The sequence below is a fragment of the Streptomyces sp. NBC_01261 genome, assembly GCF_036226385.1.
Lineage (GTDB): Bacteria > Actinomycetota > Actinomycetes > Streptomycetales > Streptomycetaceae > Streptomyces.
On the sequence record NZ_CP108463.1, the window covers coordinates 964707 to 982008 of the forward strand.

At 71.9% G+C, this 17302-nt stretch carries 12 protein-coding genes; 9 read left to right on the forward strand and 3 right to left on the reverse strand.

The features are described 5' to 3' along the window. Window positions 1-17: 17 nt before the first annotated feature. The gene (locus OG226_RS04240) at window positions 18-782 is read right to left on the reverse strand and encodes a GntR family transcriptional regulator (protein ID WP_328675266.1); all 765 of its coding nucleotides are present in this window, start codon (window positions 780-782) and stop codon (window positions 18-20) included. Between the two features lie 137 nt (window positions 783-919). Between OG226_RS04240 and OG226_RS04245 the strand changes: the two genes are divergently transcribed. Genes OG226_RS04245 through OG226_RS04270 form a run of 6 tightly spaced genes read left to right on the forward strand, consistent with a single transcriptional unit; the run spans window position 920 to window position 8856 of the window. Further along, on the forward strand, window positions 920-1570 hold the full coding sequence (locus OG226_RS04245) for a cyclase family protein (protein ID WP_328675267.1): 651 nt from the start codon (window positions 920-922) through the stop codon (window positions 1568-1570). Beyond that, window positions 1567-3114, forward strand: coding sequence for a gamma-glutamyltransferase (locus OG226_RS04250; RefSeq protein ID WP_329347941.1), 1548 nt, complete (start codon window positions 1567-1569; stop codon window positions 3112-3114). The genes OG226_RS04245 and OG226_RS04250 overlap by 4 nt, the downstream gene beginning before the upstream one ends. Next, window positions 3111-5057, forward strand: a complete 1947-nt coding sequence (locus tag OG226_RS04255; protein WP_329347942.1) for a primary-amine oxidase — start codon at window positions 3111-3113, stop codon at window positions 5055-5057. Before OG226_RS04250 ends, OG226_RS04255 begins: the two co-directional genes overlap by 4 nt. Before the next feature lie 28 nt (window positions 5058-5085). Then, entirely contained in the window at window positions 5086-6438 is a 1353-nt protein-coding gene (locus OG226_RS04260) for an aromatic ring-hydroxylating dioxygenase subunit alpha (protein ID WP_329347943.1), read from the forward strand. A 5-nt stretch (window positions 6439-6443) separates the two neighbouring features. Beyond that, entirely contained in the window at window positions 6444-7880 is a 1437-nt protein-coding gene (locus OG226_RS04265; RefSeq protein ID WP_329347944.1) for a glutamine synthetase family protein, read from the forward strand. Further along, the gene (locus tag OG226_RS04270) at window positions 7870-8856 is read left to right on the forward strand and encodes a PDR/VanB family oxidoreductase (protein WP_329347945.1); all 987 of its coding nucleotides are present in this window, start codon (window positions 7870-7872) and stop codon (window positions 8854-8856) included. The genes OG226_RS04265 and OG226_RS04270 overlap by 11 nt, the downstream gene beginning before the upstream one ends. Here OG226_RS04270 and OG226_RS04275 read toward each other — a convergent pair. After that, window positions 8853-9332: an Lrp/AsnC family transcriptional regulator gene (locus OG226_RS04275; protein ID WP_329347946.1), complete on the reverse strand. Its 480-nt coding sequence runs from the start codon at window positions 9330-9332 to the stop codon at window positions 8853-8855. The genes OG226_RS04270 and OG226_RS04275 overlap by 4 nt on opposite strands. 139 nt (window positions 9333-9471) lie before the next feature. Between OG226_RS04275 and OG226_RS04280 the strand changes: the two genes are divergently transcribed. Next, window positions 9472-10710: an MFS transporter gene (locus tag OG226_RS04280; protein WP_329347947.1), complete on the forward strand. Its 1239-nt coding sequence runs from the start codon at window positions 9472-9474 to the stop codon at window positions 10708-10710. Between the two features lie 17 nt (window positions 10711-10727). Here OG226_RS04280 and OG226_RS04285 read toward each other — a convergent pair whose 3' ends face one another. Continuing rightward, window positions 10728-13625 (reverse strand): AfsR/SARP family transcriptional regulator, encoded by a 2898-nt coding sequence (locus OG226_RS04285; protein ID WP_329347948.1) that lies wholly within the window; start codon window positions 13623-13625, stop codon window positions 10728-10730. Between the two features lie 199 nt (window positions 13626-13824). Here OG226_RS04285 and OG226_RS04290 point away from each other — a divergent pair, with 199 nt between their 5' ends. Together OG226_RS04290 and pepN are read left to right on the forward strand one after the other, a co-directional pair. Next, window positions 13825-14574, forward strand: a complete 750-nt coding sequence (locus OG226_RS04290; protein WP_329347949.1) for an IclR family transcriptional regulator — start codon at window positions 13825-13827, stop codon at window positions 14572-14574. A 292-nt stretch (window positions 14575-14866) separates the two neighbouring features. Then, window positions 14867-17302: an aminopeptidase N gene (gene pepN, locus OG226_RS04295; RefSeq protein ID WP_329347950.1), complete on the forward strand. Its 2436-nt coding sequence runs from the start codon at window positions 14867-14869 to the stop codon at window positions 17300-17302.

Sequence of the window (17302 nt, forward strand, 5' to 3'; positions counted from 1 at the left end):
CCAGGACAACCCGCCGCTCAGCCGTGGAAGACCGTCTGGGAACGCCGCTCGTACCAGGCCGTCAGATGCTCGCCGGAACTGACGACGTGCTCGCGCATCAACGCGTCGGCACGGTCGGCGTCTTGTGCGGCCAACGCGTCGATCACCGCCTCGTGCTGACGGATGTTCAGCTCCCGGTGGCGTTCGTCGCCGGCGAGGGCGAGCGAGGAGACGTTACGCGGGAAGCTCTCGTTGATCCGGTCGATCATCCGGGTCAGCCAGGGATTGTCGGCCGCTTCACAGATGACCGTGTGGAAACAGTCGTTGGCGGCGGTCGTCGTGGTGCTCCCGCCCTCGGCATACGTACCCTCCGCATGCACACCTCCCGCACGCGCACCCTCCGCACTCCCGCCCCGCGCCCCCTCACCAGCGGCCCGCACCACCGCCTCGCACAGCACCGCGTTGTGCTCGCGCAGCGCGGCGAGCCCGCGTTCCGTGATCCGGGAAGCGGCGCGCCGGGCGGCCATTCCCTCCAGCTCGGCCCGGACCTCGTAGGCCTGGCGCACCTCCCAGGGCGCGGGCACCCGCACCACCGCACCGCGGTTCGGCTGCATCTCGATCAGCCCGCCGTTCTGCAGTTGGCGCAGCGCTTCGCGCACCGGTGTGCGGCTGACCCCGAACTCGGTGGCCAGCGCCGCCTGGCGCAGCGGTTTGCCGATCGCCAGCTCGCCGTTCATGATCCGCGCGCGGATGCGGGCCGCGATGTCGTCGACGAGGGGACTCTCGTCAGTCTGAGGCGTCATCGGAGTCGGTCAAACCCTTCTCGGGGGCGGTCGGGGGCTGCGCGGTGGTGGAGCAGTTTCCCACGCGGCCGGGGGCGTCCACAGCCGCTCATTTTTGGATCCACTTCCATGATATCCGCATCCAATAGGAGGGCCGCATGAATCTGGACTTCGCCAAGGCGATCGACGTGTCCGTTCCCATCCATCCCGGCATGCTCCACTGGGGCCGCCGCCCCGAGGTGGAGATCGTCGAGTCCCGCACCGCCGGCGATCCCTCCAACGTCAGCCGCTGGCGCATCGGCGCCCACACCGGCACCCACATCGACGCTCCGGCCCACTTCATCGACGGCGGCAAGACGGTCGACCGGCTCGACCTGACCGCCCTGAACGGAACCGCGCGGGTCCTCGACCTCACCCACGTCAAGGAGCAGATCACCGCCGCCGACCTCGACGCGGCCGGCCTCGGCACCGAGGAACGCGTACTGCTGCGCACCAGCAACTCCGAGGGCGTCCTGCGCAGCCCGTGGAAGGCCCGGGAGTGGGTCGGACTCGCCCCCGACGGAGCGGAGCGACTCATCGAGGCCGGGGTGCGCACCGCGGGCATCGACTACCTGAGCATCGAGGCGGTCGCCTACACCACCCACTGGGAGACCCACCAACTCCTGTGCGCCGCAGACGTGTTGATCCTGGAGGTCGTGGACCTTCTGCACGCACCGGCCGGGGTCTACGACATGCTCTCCCTCCCGCTGCCCCTCCAGGGCGCCGAAGCCGCCCCCTCCCGCACCGTGCTCCTCCCGAGGGACGCATGACAGCCGCCTCCCCGCTGATCCTGGCCGCACCGCACCCGGCGGCGCTGGCAGCGGCCCGCCGCGCGGCCGAGCGAGGCGGCAACGCCGTCGACGCGGCGCTCGCGGCAGCCGCCGCCCTCACCGTCGTCTACCCCCACCAGTGTTCCCTGGGCGGCGACTTGATCGCGCTCGTGCACGCCCCGGGCGGCTCGGTACGCGCGGTGGTCTCGGCGGGGGCCGCCGCAGAGGCCGTAGACGTCGAGACACTGCGCGCCGCCGACCGGCGGATGCCCGCGCAGGGGCCGCAGACGGTGACCGTGCCCGGTGTGGTGGCGGGCTGGGCCGCGCTCGCCGACGCCCATGGCACGCCCGGTGCCCTGGCCGACGCGCTTCGGGATGCTGCCGAACTGGCCGAGGACGGGGCCACCGTGTCGGCCGGTCTGGCGCGCGCCATCCGTGAACGGGCCCCGCAGATCGCCGCGGACCCCGGGCTCACCGCACTGCTGACCGGCCCCGGCGGCACACCGCTCGACGAGGACGACCCGCTCCCCCAGCCCCAACTGGCCGCCGTACTAAGGACACTCGCCGACGATCCGTCGTCCTTCTACCGGGGCGCGGTCGCCGAGGCGTTGGCGAACGGCCTGCGCCGGGCCGGGAGTTCGCTCACCGCGAGCGATCTCGCGGCCCATCAGGCGGAGGACGTCGAGCCGTTGACGCTGGACGTGGCCGGAACTCGTTGGTGGACCGCCCCGCCGCCGAGCCAGGGGGCGAGCCTGCTGGCCCTACTGGAAACCGCCGCGTCCGCGGCGAAGTTGCCCGAGCCGGAACGCACCGGCCTGCTGGCCGGCCGCTGCCAAGACGCCTCGGCGGCACGGGACTTGCTGCTCGGTGACCCGCTCGGCGCCTCTCCTGTCAACCTGGCCGGACTGCTGCGTCCGGCTCCGCTCGCCGGTGCGCGCCCGCCCGAGCCGTCCTTCCGGCCCGCCGGGGACACCGTCGCGATCACCGCCGTAGACGCTTCCGGGCTGGCCGTCTCGCTGATCCAGAGCGTCTACCAGACCTTCGGCTCCGGCATCCGCGAACCGGAGACGGGCATCGTGCTGCACAACCGGGGCTCGGCGTTCAGCCTGCTCCCCGGCCATCCCGCCCTCATCGGCCCTGGTCTACGGCCCCCGCACACCCTGTGCCCCGTGCTCGGCCGGTCCGCCGAACTGCTGCTCGCGGCCGGTTGCCAGGGCGGTCGGGCACAGCCGCAGATCCTCGCCCAGACCGTACCCGAACTGATGGACCCCGGCGCCGATCCGGTCGCCGTACTGGACCGGTCCCGGTGGGTGATCGGCGCCCGCGACATCGGCCACGAGACACAGACCCTGCTGGCCGAACCCGGGTCCGTACCGGCGGACGCGGACGCGTTCCCGTCGGTGGTTCCGGTCGTCGTGGCGCCGGGCCGTACCGATCTGGCCGGTCACACCCAGGCCGTACGACTGTCCGCCGACGGCCGGCTGGACGGCGCCTCCGATCCGCGCGCCGACGGCGGCACCATCTTGGAAGGAAGCACTCCGTGAGCACTCTCGCCCCCGAACCCGCACCGGCCGACGCACCCCACCCGTTGGACCCGCTCACCGTCACCGAACTCGCCACAGTTGTAGGGGTGTTGAGAGCCGACACCCGAGTACCCGACGACTCGCGCTTCTGGGGTGTGGCGCTGGACGAGGACCACGCCCGCCGTGCCGCGCCCGGGGAGACCCGGCGGGCCCGCGCGGTCGTGTTCTCCACCTCCGCGCGCCACGCCTTCGAGGTCGATCTCGAACTCGGCGACAAACCGCAGACCACCGCCTGGCGGGAGTTGGACGTACGCAGCCCGGGCTGTTCCTCCGAGGAGGCGCGGCAGGCCGCAGCCGCTTGTCGGGCGGACCCGCGTTTCCGGGAGGCGCTGGCGCTGCGCGGGATCCACGACGTGTCGCTGGTGATGGTGGACCCGGAGTCGATCGGCGGCTTCGAGCCGCCCGAGTACGCGGGACGGCGGCTGACCTGGGGCAGCGTCTGGCACCGGACCTCCGAGGACGACAACGGCTATGCGCGCCCGGTGCAGGGTGTGGTGCCGATCATCGACATGGAGACCATGGAGATCCTGCACATCGAGGATCACGGGGTGGTGCCGCTGTCGGAGGAGTCGGGCGTGTTCGCGGCCGGGACGGTGGCCGAGCGGCCGGGGTTGCAGCCGCTGGAGGTCGTCCAGCCGGAGGGGCCGAGTTTCACCGTCACCGGGCAGCGGATCGACTGGCAGGGGTGGTCGGTCCGGGTCGGCTTCAGTCATCGCGAGGGGCTCGTGCTGCACGACCTCGCCTTCGCCGCGGCCGGGAAGGGGCCTCGGCAGGTGATCCGGCGTGCGGCCGTCAACGAGATGTACGTCCCGTACTTCGACACGGCGTCCACCCAGTACCGCAAGAACTTCTTCGACTGGGGCGAGTACGGCGCCGGCCCGCTCACCAACTCCCTCGCCCTCGGCTGCGATTGCCTGGGAGTCATCCAGTACTTCGACGCGGCGGTGCTCGGCGGCGACGGTGTCCCCCGGCTCATTCCCAACGCGGTCTGTGTGCACGAGGAGGACGACGGCATCCTCTGGAAGCACCACGACGGGCGCACGGGCCGTACGGAGGTGCGCCGTTCGCGCCGGCTGATCATCTCGGCGTTCGCCACCGTCGCCAACTACGACTACGGCTTCTACTGGTCGCTGTACCAGGACGGTTCGGTGATGCTGGAGATCAAGATGACCGGCATCCTGTCCGCCACCGGCGTCGAGGAGGACGAGGCGACGCCGTACGCGCGCCGGGTCGCGCCGAACGTCGCGGTCACCAATCACCAGCACTTCTTCAGCGTCCGCCTCGACATGGCGGTGGACGGCGATCCCAACCGGCTGGTGGAGGTCACCGCCGAGCACGAGCCCGACCCGGTCCTCGACCCGTACGGCAACGCGGCCCGGACCGTGCTGCGGCCGATCCTCAGCGAGTCGGAGGGAGCCCTGCGCACCGATCCGTCCCGTGGGCTGCACTGGCGGGTGGAGAGCACCGAGTCCCGCAACCGGATGGGCGAACCGACCGCGTACCGCGTGCACTTGGAGAACACGGCGGTGCTGCCGGTTCGCGAGGACAGTGTGTGCGCCCGCCGAGCCCCGTTCGTGGGGCGGCAGTTGTGGGCCACGGCCTACGACGCGGACCGGCGGTTCGTCGGCGGCGAGTACCCGAACCAGGCCGAGCCGGGCGCGGACGGTGTGCACAAGTGGCAGGAGGAGAACCGGTCGTTGGACGGCACGGACCTCGTGCTGTGGGCCACGGTCGGCTCGCACCACTTCCCGCGTCCCGAGGAGTGGCCGGTGATGCCGGTGGCCAAGGCCCGGCTGCGGCTGGAGCCGGACGGCTTCTTCGACCGCAACCCGGCGCTGGACGTGCCCGCCCCCAACTCCTGCCACACGCCGGGCCCCTCGGCCCCGGACGACTGCTGCGGCTGACCGCGCCCCCTCCCCCGAAAGGCGTCCCATGCGCGAGGAAGAGAACACACGGCTCACCCGGACCGGTCCCGGCACCCCGGCCGGTGAGTGGATGCGCCGCTACTGGCAGCCGGTCGCCCTCAGCGAGGAACTAGACGGCGTACGACCGCTGGTGACACCCAAGGTGATGGGCCAGGACCTGGTCCTGTTCCGCGACGAGCAGGGCGAGCTGGGCCTCGTCGACCGCGGCTGTCCGCACCGCGGCGCCGACCTGGCGCTCGGCCGGCTGGAGGACGGCGGGCTGCGCTGCTGCTTCCACGGCTGGCTGTTCGCGCGTGACGGCTCCTGTCTCGACACCCCCGCCGAGCCCGTCGACAGCCCGCTCAAGTCCCGCGTCCGGCTGGGCAGTTACCCGGTCCGTGAGATCAACGGGATCATCTGGGGCTACCTCGGCCCCGGCGAACCACCCCAACTCCCCGCCCTGGACTGCTTCCAGGCGCCCGCCGACCACGCCTTCGCCTGGAAGGGGCTGCTGGAGTGCAACTGGCTCCAGGCCCTGGAGGTCGGCATCGACCCCGCCCACGCCTCCTACCTGCACCGCTTCTTCCAGGACGAGGACCCAGCCGACAGCTACGGAAAACAGTTCCGCGCCGCCTCCCAGGGCACCGACCTCCCGATGACGAAGATCCTGCGCGAGTACGGCCGCCCCGACATCGACGCCGTCCGCACCCCGTACGGCATCCGCCTCACCGCCCGGCGCGCGCTCGACGGCACGGACACCCAGGGCCTGCCGATGGACGGCAGCCGTACCCATGTCCGCATCACCCACCAGGTGTTCCCGCACGCCTTCCACATCCCCCTGGACGCGGAGACGGCGATCACCCAGTGGCATGTGCCGATCGACGACAACTCCAGTTACTGGTATGCCCTGTTCACCAGCGTCGGCGGCCCGGTGGACCAGGACGAGATGCGCCGGCAGCGGGTCGGCGCGGTCACCCTGCCCGACTACCGGCCGCGCTTCGGGCGCGCGAACGGCTACGGCTACGACCCGGTGGAGCAGCGCACGACGACGTACACCGGGCTCGGCACCGACATCAACGTGCACGACCAGTGGGCAGTTGAGGGCCAGGGAACCGTCCAGGACCGTACCCGCGAGCATCTGGGCCGCTCCGACAAGGCCATCGTGATGTACCGGCGGATGCTCGGCGAGGCCATCACCGCCGTCGAGCGCGGCGAGGACCCGCCGCTGGTGCTGCCGGCCGAGGAGGCAGGGCAGCTGCACGGACCGGTCGCCCTGGACGGGATCGGCCCCACCGAGGGCTGGCGGGAGCACTGGACGGCCGTCACCGACAAGCAGCGCGCCGACAGTAGTTGGGCGCAGCCGCTGGGAACGGACGGCTGAGCCGCGTGGGATTCATCGAACGGCACGGCCTGTGGAACCCCGAACAGGCCGCCGCCGCACGGGAGATAGGCGAACGTGCCGAGAGCGGCGGGATGACGGTGGTACGGCTGGTCTTCGCCGACCAGCACGGTCTGCTGCGCGGCAAGACCGTCACCATGGGCGAACTGGCCAACGTGCTGCGCGACGGCACCGGCATCGCCTCGTCCCTGCTCGCCAAGGACACCTCCGGACGGACCGTCTTCCCGCTCTTCACCAAGGAGACACCGCTCGGGCTGCCCGAACTGCGCGGCGCCGCCGACATGGTGATGGTCCCCGACCCGCTGACCTTCCGGATGCTGCCCTGGTCCCCGGGCACGGGCTGGCTGCTGTGCGACCTGCGCTTCACCACCGGCGCACCGGTCCCGCTGTGCACGCGCCGACTGCTGCGCTCCGTCCTCGACCAGGCCGACGGGCTGACGTACCGCACAGGCCTGGAGGTGGAGTTCCACCTCTTCCGGCTCGACGATCCGCGTCTGGGCCCCGGCGACCAGGGCCAGCCCGGCGCCGCGCCCGAGGTCGGCATGCTCAACCACGGCTACCAGTACCTCAGCGAGCTGCGCTACGACGAACTCGACCCCATCCTCGACGTCCTGCGCTCCAACATCGAGGGCCTGGGCCTCCCATTGCGCAGCCTGGAGGTGGAATTCGGCCCCAGCCAGGTCGAGTTGACCCTCCAGCCCGCCGACGGTCTCGGCACGGCCGACGCGATGGTGCTGCTGCGCAGCGCCGTGAAACAGGTCGCCGCCCGCCACGGCCATCACGCCACCTTCATGTGCCGCCCCCATCTGCCAGGCGTCTTCTCCAGCGGCTGGCATCTGCACCAGAGCATGCTGCGCGACGGCGTGGGCGTCTTCGCACCGGAGACCGGCGAACTCACCGCGTCCGGGCCGCCGTTGTCGCCGTACGGAACGGCGTTTTTGGGTGGGCTGCTGCGGCACGCGCGGGCCACGAGTGCGTTCTCGACGCCAACTCTCAATGGATTCAAGCGCTTTCGCTCGCTGTCGCTGGCACCGGACCGGGCGGTCTGGGGGCGCGACAACCGCGGGGCGATGGTGCGGGTGCTGGGTGACGGACCGTCATCCACCCGTCTGGAGAACCGGATCGGTGAACCGGCCGCCAACCCCTACCTCTACCTCGCCTCCCAACTCGCCGCCGGGCTGGAGGGCGTGGCCGGTGGCCTCGAACCCGGACCGGCCGCCGACGAGCCCTACGCGGCACGCGCCGAACCGCTCCCCCGCTCGCTGGGCGAGGCCCTCGACGCGCTGGAGTCCGACCGCATGCTCGCCGACCGGCTCGGCAAGGACTTCGTCGCGTACTACACGAGCATCAAACGAGCCGAGATCACCCGCTTCGGCGAAGAGGTGACCGACTGGGAACAGCGGGAGTACTTCCGTGTCTTCTGACCTCGGCACCTCCCGCGCGGCGACCGTACGGCTCCTGGTCCGACAGGCCCGTTGGATCGCCCACGACGTGCTGGAACTCCGGCTGACCCGACCCACCGGCGGCGCCCTGCCGACCTGGGAGGCGGGCGCACATGTGGAGTTGACCCTGCCCTCGGGGCTGCGGCGGACCTACTCGCTGTGCGGGGAGGCGACGGACACCGAGGCGTGGACGATCGCCGTGCACCGCGTGCCCGAGGGGCGTGGCGGCTCCCGGGAGATCCACGAAACCGCCCTGGTGGGAAGGGAGTTGGAGGTACGCGGACCGGTCAACCGTTTCCCGCTCCTACCCGCGCCGGGCTATCTCCTGCTGGCCGGCGGCATCGGCGTCTCCCCGCTGCTGCCGATGGCCCGCGAACTCACCGCCCGCGGCCTCCCCTGGCGGTTGATCCTCGGCGCCCGCGACCGGTCCCGGCTCGCGTACGCAGAGGAGTTGGCGGCGTTGGGCGGGGACCGCGTGCTGCTCGTACCGCAGGACGAGGCGGGCTTCCCTGACCTGGCCGCCGAACTCGCCGCCACCCCGGCCTCGTACGCCGTCTACGCCTGTGGCCCGCAACCGATGCTCGACGCGGTGACGGCTCTGTGCCGTACGGCTGACCCGGCGCGGTCACTGCACGTCGAACGCTTCACGGCGGCCGACGACATCGACCCAGTCCAAATCGGCTCACCGGGTGGTGAGTTCGAGGTGGTGCTGACCCGTTCAGGCCTGCGGCTGACCGTGCCCGCCGACCGTTCCGTGCTGGACGTCGTACGGGAGAAGCTCCCGGACGTGCCGTACTCCTGCGAGGAGGGCTACTGCGGTACCTGCGAGACAGCGGTCACGGCCGGGGTCCCGGACCACCGCGACACGGTGATCGAGCCGTCCGAACGACCCACCGCCACCACGATGATGATCTGCGTGAGCCGCTGCGACTCCCCGGTGCTGGAGTTGGACCTCTAGGTGGCTCGTCGCTTCGCCAGGCGATGCAGCAGAGCCCGGGGGCGGTACGGGATGACCTCGGCCAAGGAGATGGCGGTGCTGGTGCGGTCGACTCCGTCGATGGCGAGGATCGCCTTGGTGACGCGGTGCAGGTCCGCGGTGTCCTTGGCGACGACATGGGCGAGGAGGTCGGCGTCGCCGGTGGTGTAGTGCACCTCGATGACCTCGGGGAGATCGAGCAGGCCTTCGTGCACGCTCTCGGGTTCGGCCTGACTCACGGCCAGCGACATGAACGCCACCAGGCCGTACCCGAGGGCGGCGGGGTCGACGCGTCGACTAACGGGTTTGAGCACGCCGTCGGCGGCCATCCTCCGCAGCCGGGCGTGCACGGTGTTCCGGGCCACGCCCAGGGTCTGGGCGAGGGCGAGGATCGTCGCGTCCGGGTCGTCGTCCAAGGCCAGGATGATCCGGGCGTCCAAGGGGTCCATCAGCGTCATGATGTGCATTCTGCCACCAGAATTCAGGCCTATTGAGCACCTGTCGCACCAATCGGAACCTCTATTGCGCGAATGCCCGGCCGTGTGGTCAAGGTGGTGAGCCGTTCCACGCCTCCACCCTGTTGAAGGACCGCCCGCCATGGCCTCGAAGACACCAACTTCTGGCACCGGTAGTTCCTGGCTCGTCATCGTCGCCGCCGGAGTCGCTGCCGGGTTACAGGTGTGGAAGGTGCCGCCCGCGCTCCCGTTCCTGCGGCACGACCTGTCGCTGAGTCTGGTCCAGGCCGGGACCCTGCTGGGGATCGTCCAACTGGCCGGGATGCTCGGGGGACTTGCCGTCTCGCTGCTGGCCGAGTTGATCGGTGAGCGGCGCTGTCTGAGCGCGGGGCTGGTCCTGCTGTTCCTCGGTTCGGCGGGCGGTGGATTCGCCTGGTCGGCGGCGCCGCTGCTGGCCTCGCGGGCGGTCGAGGGGGCCGGTTTCATCCTGGTGGCGGTGACAGGGCCGGGGCTGATCCGGCGCACCGCTCCACCCGGCCGTTTCACCACGGCGATGGGGTTCTGGGGCGCCTACCAGGGCATCTCCACCTTCGCCGGTCTCATCGTCGGCGCGCTGGTCCTCCAGGTGATGCCGTGGCGGGTGTGGTGGTGGGGCATGGCCGTGGTCGCGCTGCTGCCGTTGCCGTGGGTCCTGGCCCGGGTTCCCCGGGACGACGCGGGTGGTGTGCGTGGCGCGGCGGCGGCCCTGGCGCGCATCGGCCGTACCGTCCGGGCACCGGCACCCTGGACGGCCGGTCTTGTCTTCGCCTGCTACACCCTGCCGTGGATGGCGGTGGTCGGATTCCTGCCCACCATCTATCGGGACGGCGGGATGACGGGCAGTTGGCCGGGCGTGCTCACTGCGGTGGTCGGTGCGGCGAACGCCGTCGGCTCGATCGCTACTGCGGCACTCATGAAGCGCGGCCTGCCCACCCGCGCCCTCATCGTCCCCGCGTTCGTCCTCATGGCCGTCACGTCCGTGCTGGCCTTCGCCGTGGACTGGCACGGCTTCCCGGCAGGCACCGCTTGGCAGTTCGCGTGTGTCACGGTCTTCTCGCTGACCGGCGGGGCGATACCGGCGACCCTGCTGCGCATGATCGGTGAGCTGACGCCGGCCGGCGGTTCCGCTCCCGCCACCATGGGCCTGATCCAGCAACTGTTCAACGCCGGGAGCTTCGTCGGCCCCACCGCCGCCGCGTGGCTGGCCACCTGTACCGGCGACTGGCACTCCACCTGGTGGCTGACCGGTGCCTGCACGGCCGCGGGCATCGCCCTCAGCCGTCTCCTGAGGCCGCGGACCACGGCCCCGGTACCGGACGCAACGGCCGAACCATGCGCCTGAGTCGAGAGGCCCGGCCGCTACGACAGCGGACCGTCCCCGACGCGCTCCCGCAACCCGGCGCGGATGGGATCGTCGTCAGGCAGGCCGAGTTCGGTGGTCAGGGCGAGCGCACGGGTCCACACCTCGTGGGCCGCGTCGGACTGTCCCGCGCTGCGATGGCTGTCGCCGAGGCAGGTCAGACAGGCGGCCTCGCTGTGCCGCTCCCCCGTCGCGTGGAACAACTGGGCGGCCTGCCGGTACCGGTCAACTGCCTGTTGATAACCACCCAGTTGGTGGTGGATGTAGCCGAGGCTGTCGGAGATGTGCGCCTGCCCGTCCACATCACCGGCCGCGTGGGCGAGTTCGAGCGCCTGCTCGCAGTGTGCGAGCGCGCGGAGATGGTCGCCGAGGTGTGCCTGCCGCCAGCCGATGTGGTTCAACGCGGCGGCCTGTCCTGCCCGGTCGCCCGCGGCCCGGTAGTGCTCAAGGCTCCGGTAGGCGTGTTCCAGCGCGAGTTCGTCGTTGCCCTGTCCCCCCGACATCCGCGAGAGATGCTGATGGGTGCGGGCCTGGCCCGCGTCGCTGCCGGCCGCGGCGAACAGTTCGAGGGCCCGCAGATAGTGCTCCCGGGCCGGTTCCGGGCACTTCAACCGGTCCAGGGCCAGGCCCAGTCCGCGATGGGCGCCCGCCCGTCCGGCCAGGTCGCCCTCCCGTTCGGCCGCCGCCAGCGCGCGGTGTCCGGCGGTCAGCAGCGCCTGCCAGTATCCGTGCCGGTCCAGGAAGGTGGTCAGTACGGTGACCAGGCGCCACACGTGCGCGTCGAAGCCGGGCCTCTGCTGCCGTACGAGCGCGAGCAGCACCGGGTGTTCGGCGACGAGCCAGGCGAGCGCACGGCCGTAGTCCTCGAACTCGACCGCGTTCGCGCCGGGTCTGGGCGTGGGCGACTCCACCGGATTGGGCTGCGGGGTCACCAGCACGTCGGCCGCGCGCGCGGAGTGCAGGTAGTGGTCCATCATCCGGTGGACCGCCGATCGCCGCTCCCACTCGTCGTCGTACGCGGTCACGAGTTCCCCCGCGTAGACGCGCAGCAGGTCGTGGAAGGCGTACCGCCCCGGAACATGCTCAACCAGCAAGTGACCGCCGGTCAGTTCGGCCAACAGCGCACGGACGCGCTCGGGTGGCACCCCGGCCAGGGCGGCCGCCGCGCGCTGGTCGAGGTCGGGTCCCGGGTGCAGTGCCAGCAGCCGGAACAGCCGGGCCGCGGCGCGGCTGAGCGCGCTGTAGGACCAGGAGAACACCGCCCGTACCTGGCTGGACTCCTCGCCCCCGTCGAGCGCGTCCAACCGGCCGCCCGCTTCCCGGAGTTCCTCGGCGAGTGTGCCGAGGGGCTGATGCGGCTGCGCGGCGGCCCGTGCCGAGACCACGGCGAGCGCGAGGGGCAGTCCCGCGCACCAGGTGACGACGTCCGCGACCGCCGCCGGTTCGGCCGCGACCCGGCCCGCGCCGAGCCGTTCCGCCAGTACGTCCCGTGCGGCGGCCGGTGTCAGCGGGTCCACCGCGAGGAGATGGGCGCCCTCCGTCGCGGCCAGCCCGGTCAGCCGGTTCCGGCTGGTCACCAGCGCCATGCAGCCGACGGCGCCCGGCAGCAGCGGGCGGACCTGTTCCTCGTCACGGGCGTTGTCGAGTACGACCATCATCCGACGCCCCGTCAACAGGCTTCGGTACAGCCCGACTTGGGCCTCAAGGCCGGGCGGCACCCGCTCCGGCCGTACCCCGAGCGCGTCCAGGAACCCGCGTACCGCCTCGGTCGGCTGCACCACCGATCCCTGCGGGTCGAAGCCTCGCAGGTTCACGTACAACTGCCCGTCGGGGAAGGCGCTTTCGACCCTCCGCGCCCAGTGCACGGCGAGGGCGGTCTTGCCCACGCCCGCCATGCCCGACACCGCGGAGATGACCACGGCGGCGGACTCTCCCTCGGCCGAGACGAGGATCGCGGCGAGCCGGGCCAGCTCGCCGTCGCGGCCGGTGAACCCTCGTATACCCATGGGGAGTTGGGCGGGAAGCTCGGTCTGCCGCAGTACCCCCGATGGCTCGGACTGTCGTAGCACCGTCGACGGCTCGGTCTGTCGTGCGACCGGGGACGGTTCGGGGCGTGGGGGCGACGCGGAGCGGTGGCCGCGCAGGATCGACTGGTGGAGCTGGCGCAGTGCCGGTCCGGTGTCCGTGCCGAGTTCCTCGGCCAGGCGTTTGCGGACGGCGGCGTAGCAGTCCAGGGCCTCCGCGCTGCGGCCGGTCTCGTGCAGGGCCCGCATCAGGGCTTCGGCCAGGGGTTCCGCGAGCGGGTACTCGCCGAGCAGGCCGGTCAACCGGCCGATGAGGGACGCGGGTTCACCGTGGCGCAGTTCCGCGCGGGCCCAGCCGACGGCCGCGTCCTGGTGCTGACGCCGCCAGGCCTCGCGCATCCGGGCCGCCCACTCCCCGTTCAGCCCGGACAGCGGCTCCCCGCGCCACAGGTCGAGCGCCTCGCGCAGCAGCACCGCCCGTACCGGTTCGACAGGCCCCGCCGCCCGCGCCTGGTCGACCAACTGCCGGAACCGGTAGACGTCCACCTGGTCCGGGCGCGCCTCCAGCAGGTATCCGCCGGAACGGCGCACCAGTAATAAGGGCTCTTGCGCGGTCTCGGCGGCCTGCTCGCACATCCGCCGTATCCGGGCTACATGGGCGTGCACCGCGCCGCGCGCGCCGTCGGGCGCGTGCGGGCCCCAGACCCGCTCGATGACCACGTCGACGGCGACGGGGCGGCCGACGTCCACGGCCAACGCGGCCATCACGGTGCGGCGTTGGGGCGGGCCCACCTCCACCGCGCGCCCCTCCGCCGACAGTTCCACCGGCCCGAGCAACTGCACGTCCACCATGGTGTGCGCCTCCCCCCTCACGAAGCCTCCTCCTTTTTTTCACAGACGCATATGCGGCGCGACAAGCCTTCGACAAGGTTTCCCGTCACACACCGGTGCGAATCTGCTGGGGAACGGACGGGGCGCCGACCGCGTCCCGTCCGGGCATGACGGCAGGGCCGTCGCCTGGCGGCTGCGCAACAGGCAAACGGGGGCGAGACGTGTGATCACACAGGGAGTGATGGCACCTGAGACACGGGTGCCGGTACGACGGCCGGAGACCTTACCGGCCGCCACGGGGAACGCCGGCGGAAGGAGCGTGCTGGAGGGCGCCTTCGCACTGCTGGAGGCGGTGGAGCAGGCGGTGGAGGCGGGGCCCACAAGGCTGGCGTCCGACTGCGGGCTGCCCAAGACGACCGCGTACCGCCTGCTGGAACAACTGGCGGACCTGGGCGCGGTCGAACGGTGCGGAGGCAGTTACCGGGTGGGCCCGCGGATGTTCCGCCTGGGGAGCGCGTGGCAGCCGCATCCCCGGCTGCGGGCCGCCGCACGGGAACCGATGCGCCGGCTCGCGCAGGTCACGGGGACGACCGTAGGAATCGCCGTGCTGTGGAAGGGCGAGACGCTGATGGTCGAGTGGTGTCCCGAGGACGCCCGACGGCCCGATCCGCTGGAGACCCGGATGACCTGGCCGTGGTTCACCGCGGCGGGCAAGATCCTGGTGGCAACGGCTACTCCGGCACCCCTGCTGGGGCCGCTTCCCGCGTCCTGGGCGCGGGACGCCGACGCGATACGGGAGCGCGGCGCCGCCTTCGACCGGGAGGAAGTGGTAACTGGCGTGTGCTGCGCGGCAGTTCCGCTGCTCGGGGTGCGCGGCACCCCCGTGGCGGCCCTGTGCGTCCTCACCGACCCGGCCCACCACCTGGAACGGCTCGCGGAGACCGCGCGCCGCACGGGGCGGATGATCAGCGCGGGGTTGCGGGGGCGGTGAGGGGTTGAGTCAGGGGCAGTTGGGGGCGGTGATCCGACGGGGTCGGCGGCGCACGGTCCGGCGGTCGGGCGGGGACGACCACCGGGCCGCGACGCCGACCCCGTCCTCGCACACGCCGGGCGCTCGGTCAGGGGCCGAGCGCCCGGCGTGGCGTTCTCCGTGACCGAGCCGCGTCCCGCGCGAGACGGCGGCCGATCGACCGCGGCCGAGGTCGACACCCCCGAAATCCCCTGCGCTCCCCACCTGTCCCCGTCGTACGCTGACGGCCGCTGTCTGCCGAGGGAGGACACACATGGGGATCCGAAGCCTGACCCGCATCGAAGCCGAGCGCCGGGCCGCGCTGCTCGCGGTCGAGCGGTACGACGTGGACGTCGATCTGACCGCACTGCCCGACGGGCCGGAGGTCCGCGCCGTCTCCACTGTCGTGTTCACGTGTCGTGAGCCGGGCGCGGAGACCTTCGTGGACTGTGCGGCGCGGGTGCTGAGCGCGACGCTGAACGGGGTCGAACTCGCCCCCGCCGAGGACGGGCGGATCCATCTGCCCGGCCTGGCCGAGCACAACGTGCTGCGGGTGGAGAGCGTCCAGGCCGACACCACGGCCGGCGAGGGCGTGCACAAGGCGACGGACCCCGCCGACGGCGAGGTGTACGTGTGGATGAGCTTCGAACCGGACGAGGCCCGCTTCGTCTGGGCCTGCTTCGACCAGCCCGACCTCAAGGCCCCGCACGCCTTCACCGTCACGGCGCCGTCCGCGTGGACCGTCACCAGCAACTCCGGCGACGCGCGCGTCGAGGAGCTGGGCGCGGCCCGCCGCTGGACCTTCCCGGACACCCCGCCCCTGTCCGTGTACAACACGGTCATCAACGCGGGCCCCTTCCACGAGGTCCGCCGCGAGGCCGACGGCCACAACTTGGGCCTGTACGCCCGCCGTTCACTCGCCGAGGTCCTCGACCGCGACGCCGACGAGATCTTCACCCTCACCCGCCAGGGCCTCGCCTTCTACGCCGAGGCCTTCGCGATGCCGTTCCCGCAGCGCCGCTACGACCAGGTGTTCATGCCGGAGTTCGGCGGGGCGATGGAGAACTACGGCTGTGTGACCTGGTCGGACGCGTTCCTGCGGCGGGCCGCGCCGACCCCGGCCGAACACGGTCTGCTGGCACGGGTGTTGCTGCACGAGATGGCGCACATGTGGTTCGGCAACATCGTCACCATGCGCTGGTGGGACGACCTGTGGCTGAACGAGGCGTTCGCGGAGTTCGCCTGCCACTGGGCGGCCGAGCGCGCCACCCGGCACACGGACGCGTGGGCGGGCCATCTGATGATCGGCAAGATCAGCGCGTACCTGTCCGACCAGGGTCCCGCCTCGCACCCGATCCACCAGCCCATCCACGACGTCGCCCAGGCCAGGTCGATCTTCGACAACATCACGTACCCCAAGGGCGCGTCCGTCCTCCAGCAGCTCATGACGTACGTCGGCGAGGACGACTTCAGGACCGGCATGGCCGCCTACTTCGCCCGCCACGCCTGGGGCACCACCACGCTCCAGGACCTGATCGACTCCCTGTCCGAGGCCAGTGGCCGCGACCTGGACACCTGGCGCACGGCCTGGTTGGCGACGGCGGGCACCGACCGCTTCACCCTGGAGCGCGACGGCGACTCGGTCACGCTGGTGGCCGCCGCCGACCCGCGCCCGCAGGTCCTGGCGGTGGGCGCGTACGAGAGGAACGGCGACGCGCTCGAACGCCGGGCGCTGGTACGGGTCGAGGTGACGGAGCCCCGCACCACCATCACCGGCCTCCCGCCCGCCGCCGATGTCCTGCTGATCAACGACGACGACCTGACCTTCGCGACGACCCGCCCGGACCCGACCACCAGGGACGCCCTCTTCCGTACGGCGGCACAGTTGCCGACGGCCATCTCCCGGGGCGTGGCCGCGGCCACCGTCTGGGACATGCTGACGACCGGCGAGGCCACGGCGGCGGAAGCCGGACGGTGCCTCACCTCGGTGCTGACGGTCGAGACGTCCGACGCGGTGATCGAGCCGTATCTGACCCTCGCGGCGAACGCCGCGGAACTGTGGGCGCCGCCCGCCGACCGCGTCGAGTTGTCGGCAGCGGTGGCCGCCGCCTGTCGCGACCTCGCCGGAGACCCCGGCCGCCGTCAGGTCGCGCTGCGCGGGCTGGCCCGTACCGCGACGACGGCGGACGATCTCGCCTGGCTGCGCGAACAGGCGGGCGACGACGTGGACCTGCACTGGCGCGCGCTGATCCGCGAGGCGGAACTGGGCGGCGACGTCACGGCGGAATCCGACCGTCTGCTCACCCGCGACCCGGACCCCGACGCCTGGGTCCGCGCCCTCACCGTGCGGGCCGCGCTGCCCGACGCGGCGACGAAGGCGGAGGTCTGGCAACAGCTGGTCGTGGACCGTACGGTCCCCATCAACTCGATGGGCCTGGTCGCGGCGGCCTTCTGGCGCCCCGGCCAGGACGAGCTGCTGGCGCCCTACGCCGAGCGCTACCTGGAGGCGGTCCCGAAGCTGCACCTGGGCGGGATGATCCTGGCGATGAGCTACACGCACCGCCTCTTCCCGCTGCACGCCATCGACGCCTCGTACATCGAGCAGGCCAGGCAGGTGTCCCAGGAGGCGGTCCCGGTGGTCCGCACGACCGTCCTGGAGCGGTCCGACGAGGTGAGCCGGATGCTCCGCGCCCGGGGCACGTCGGCCTGA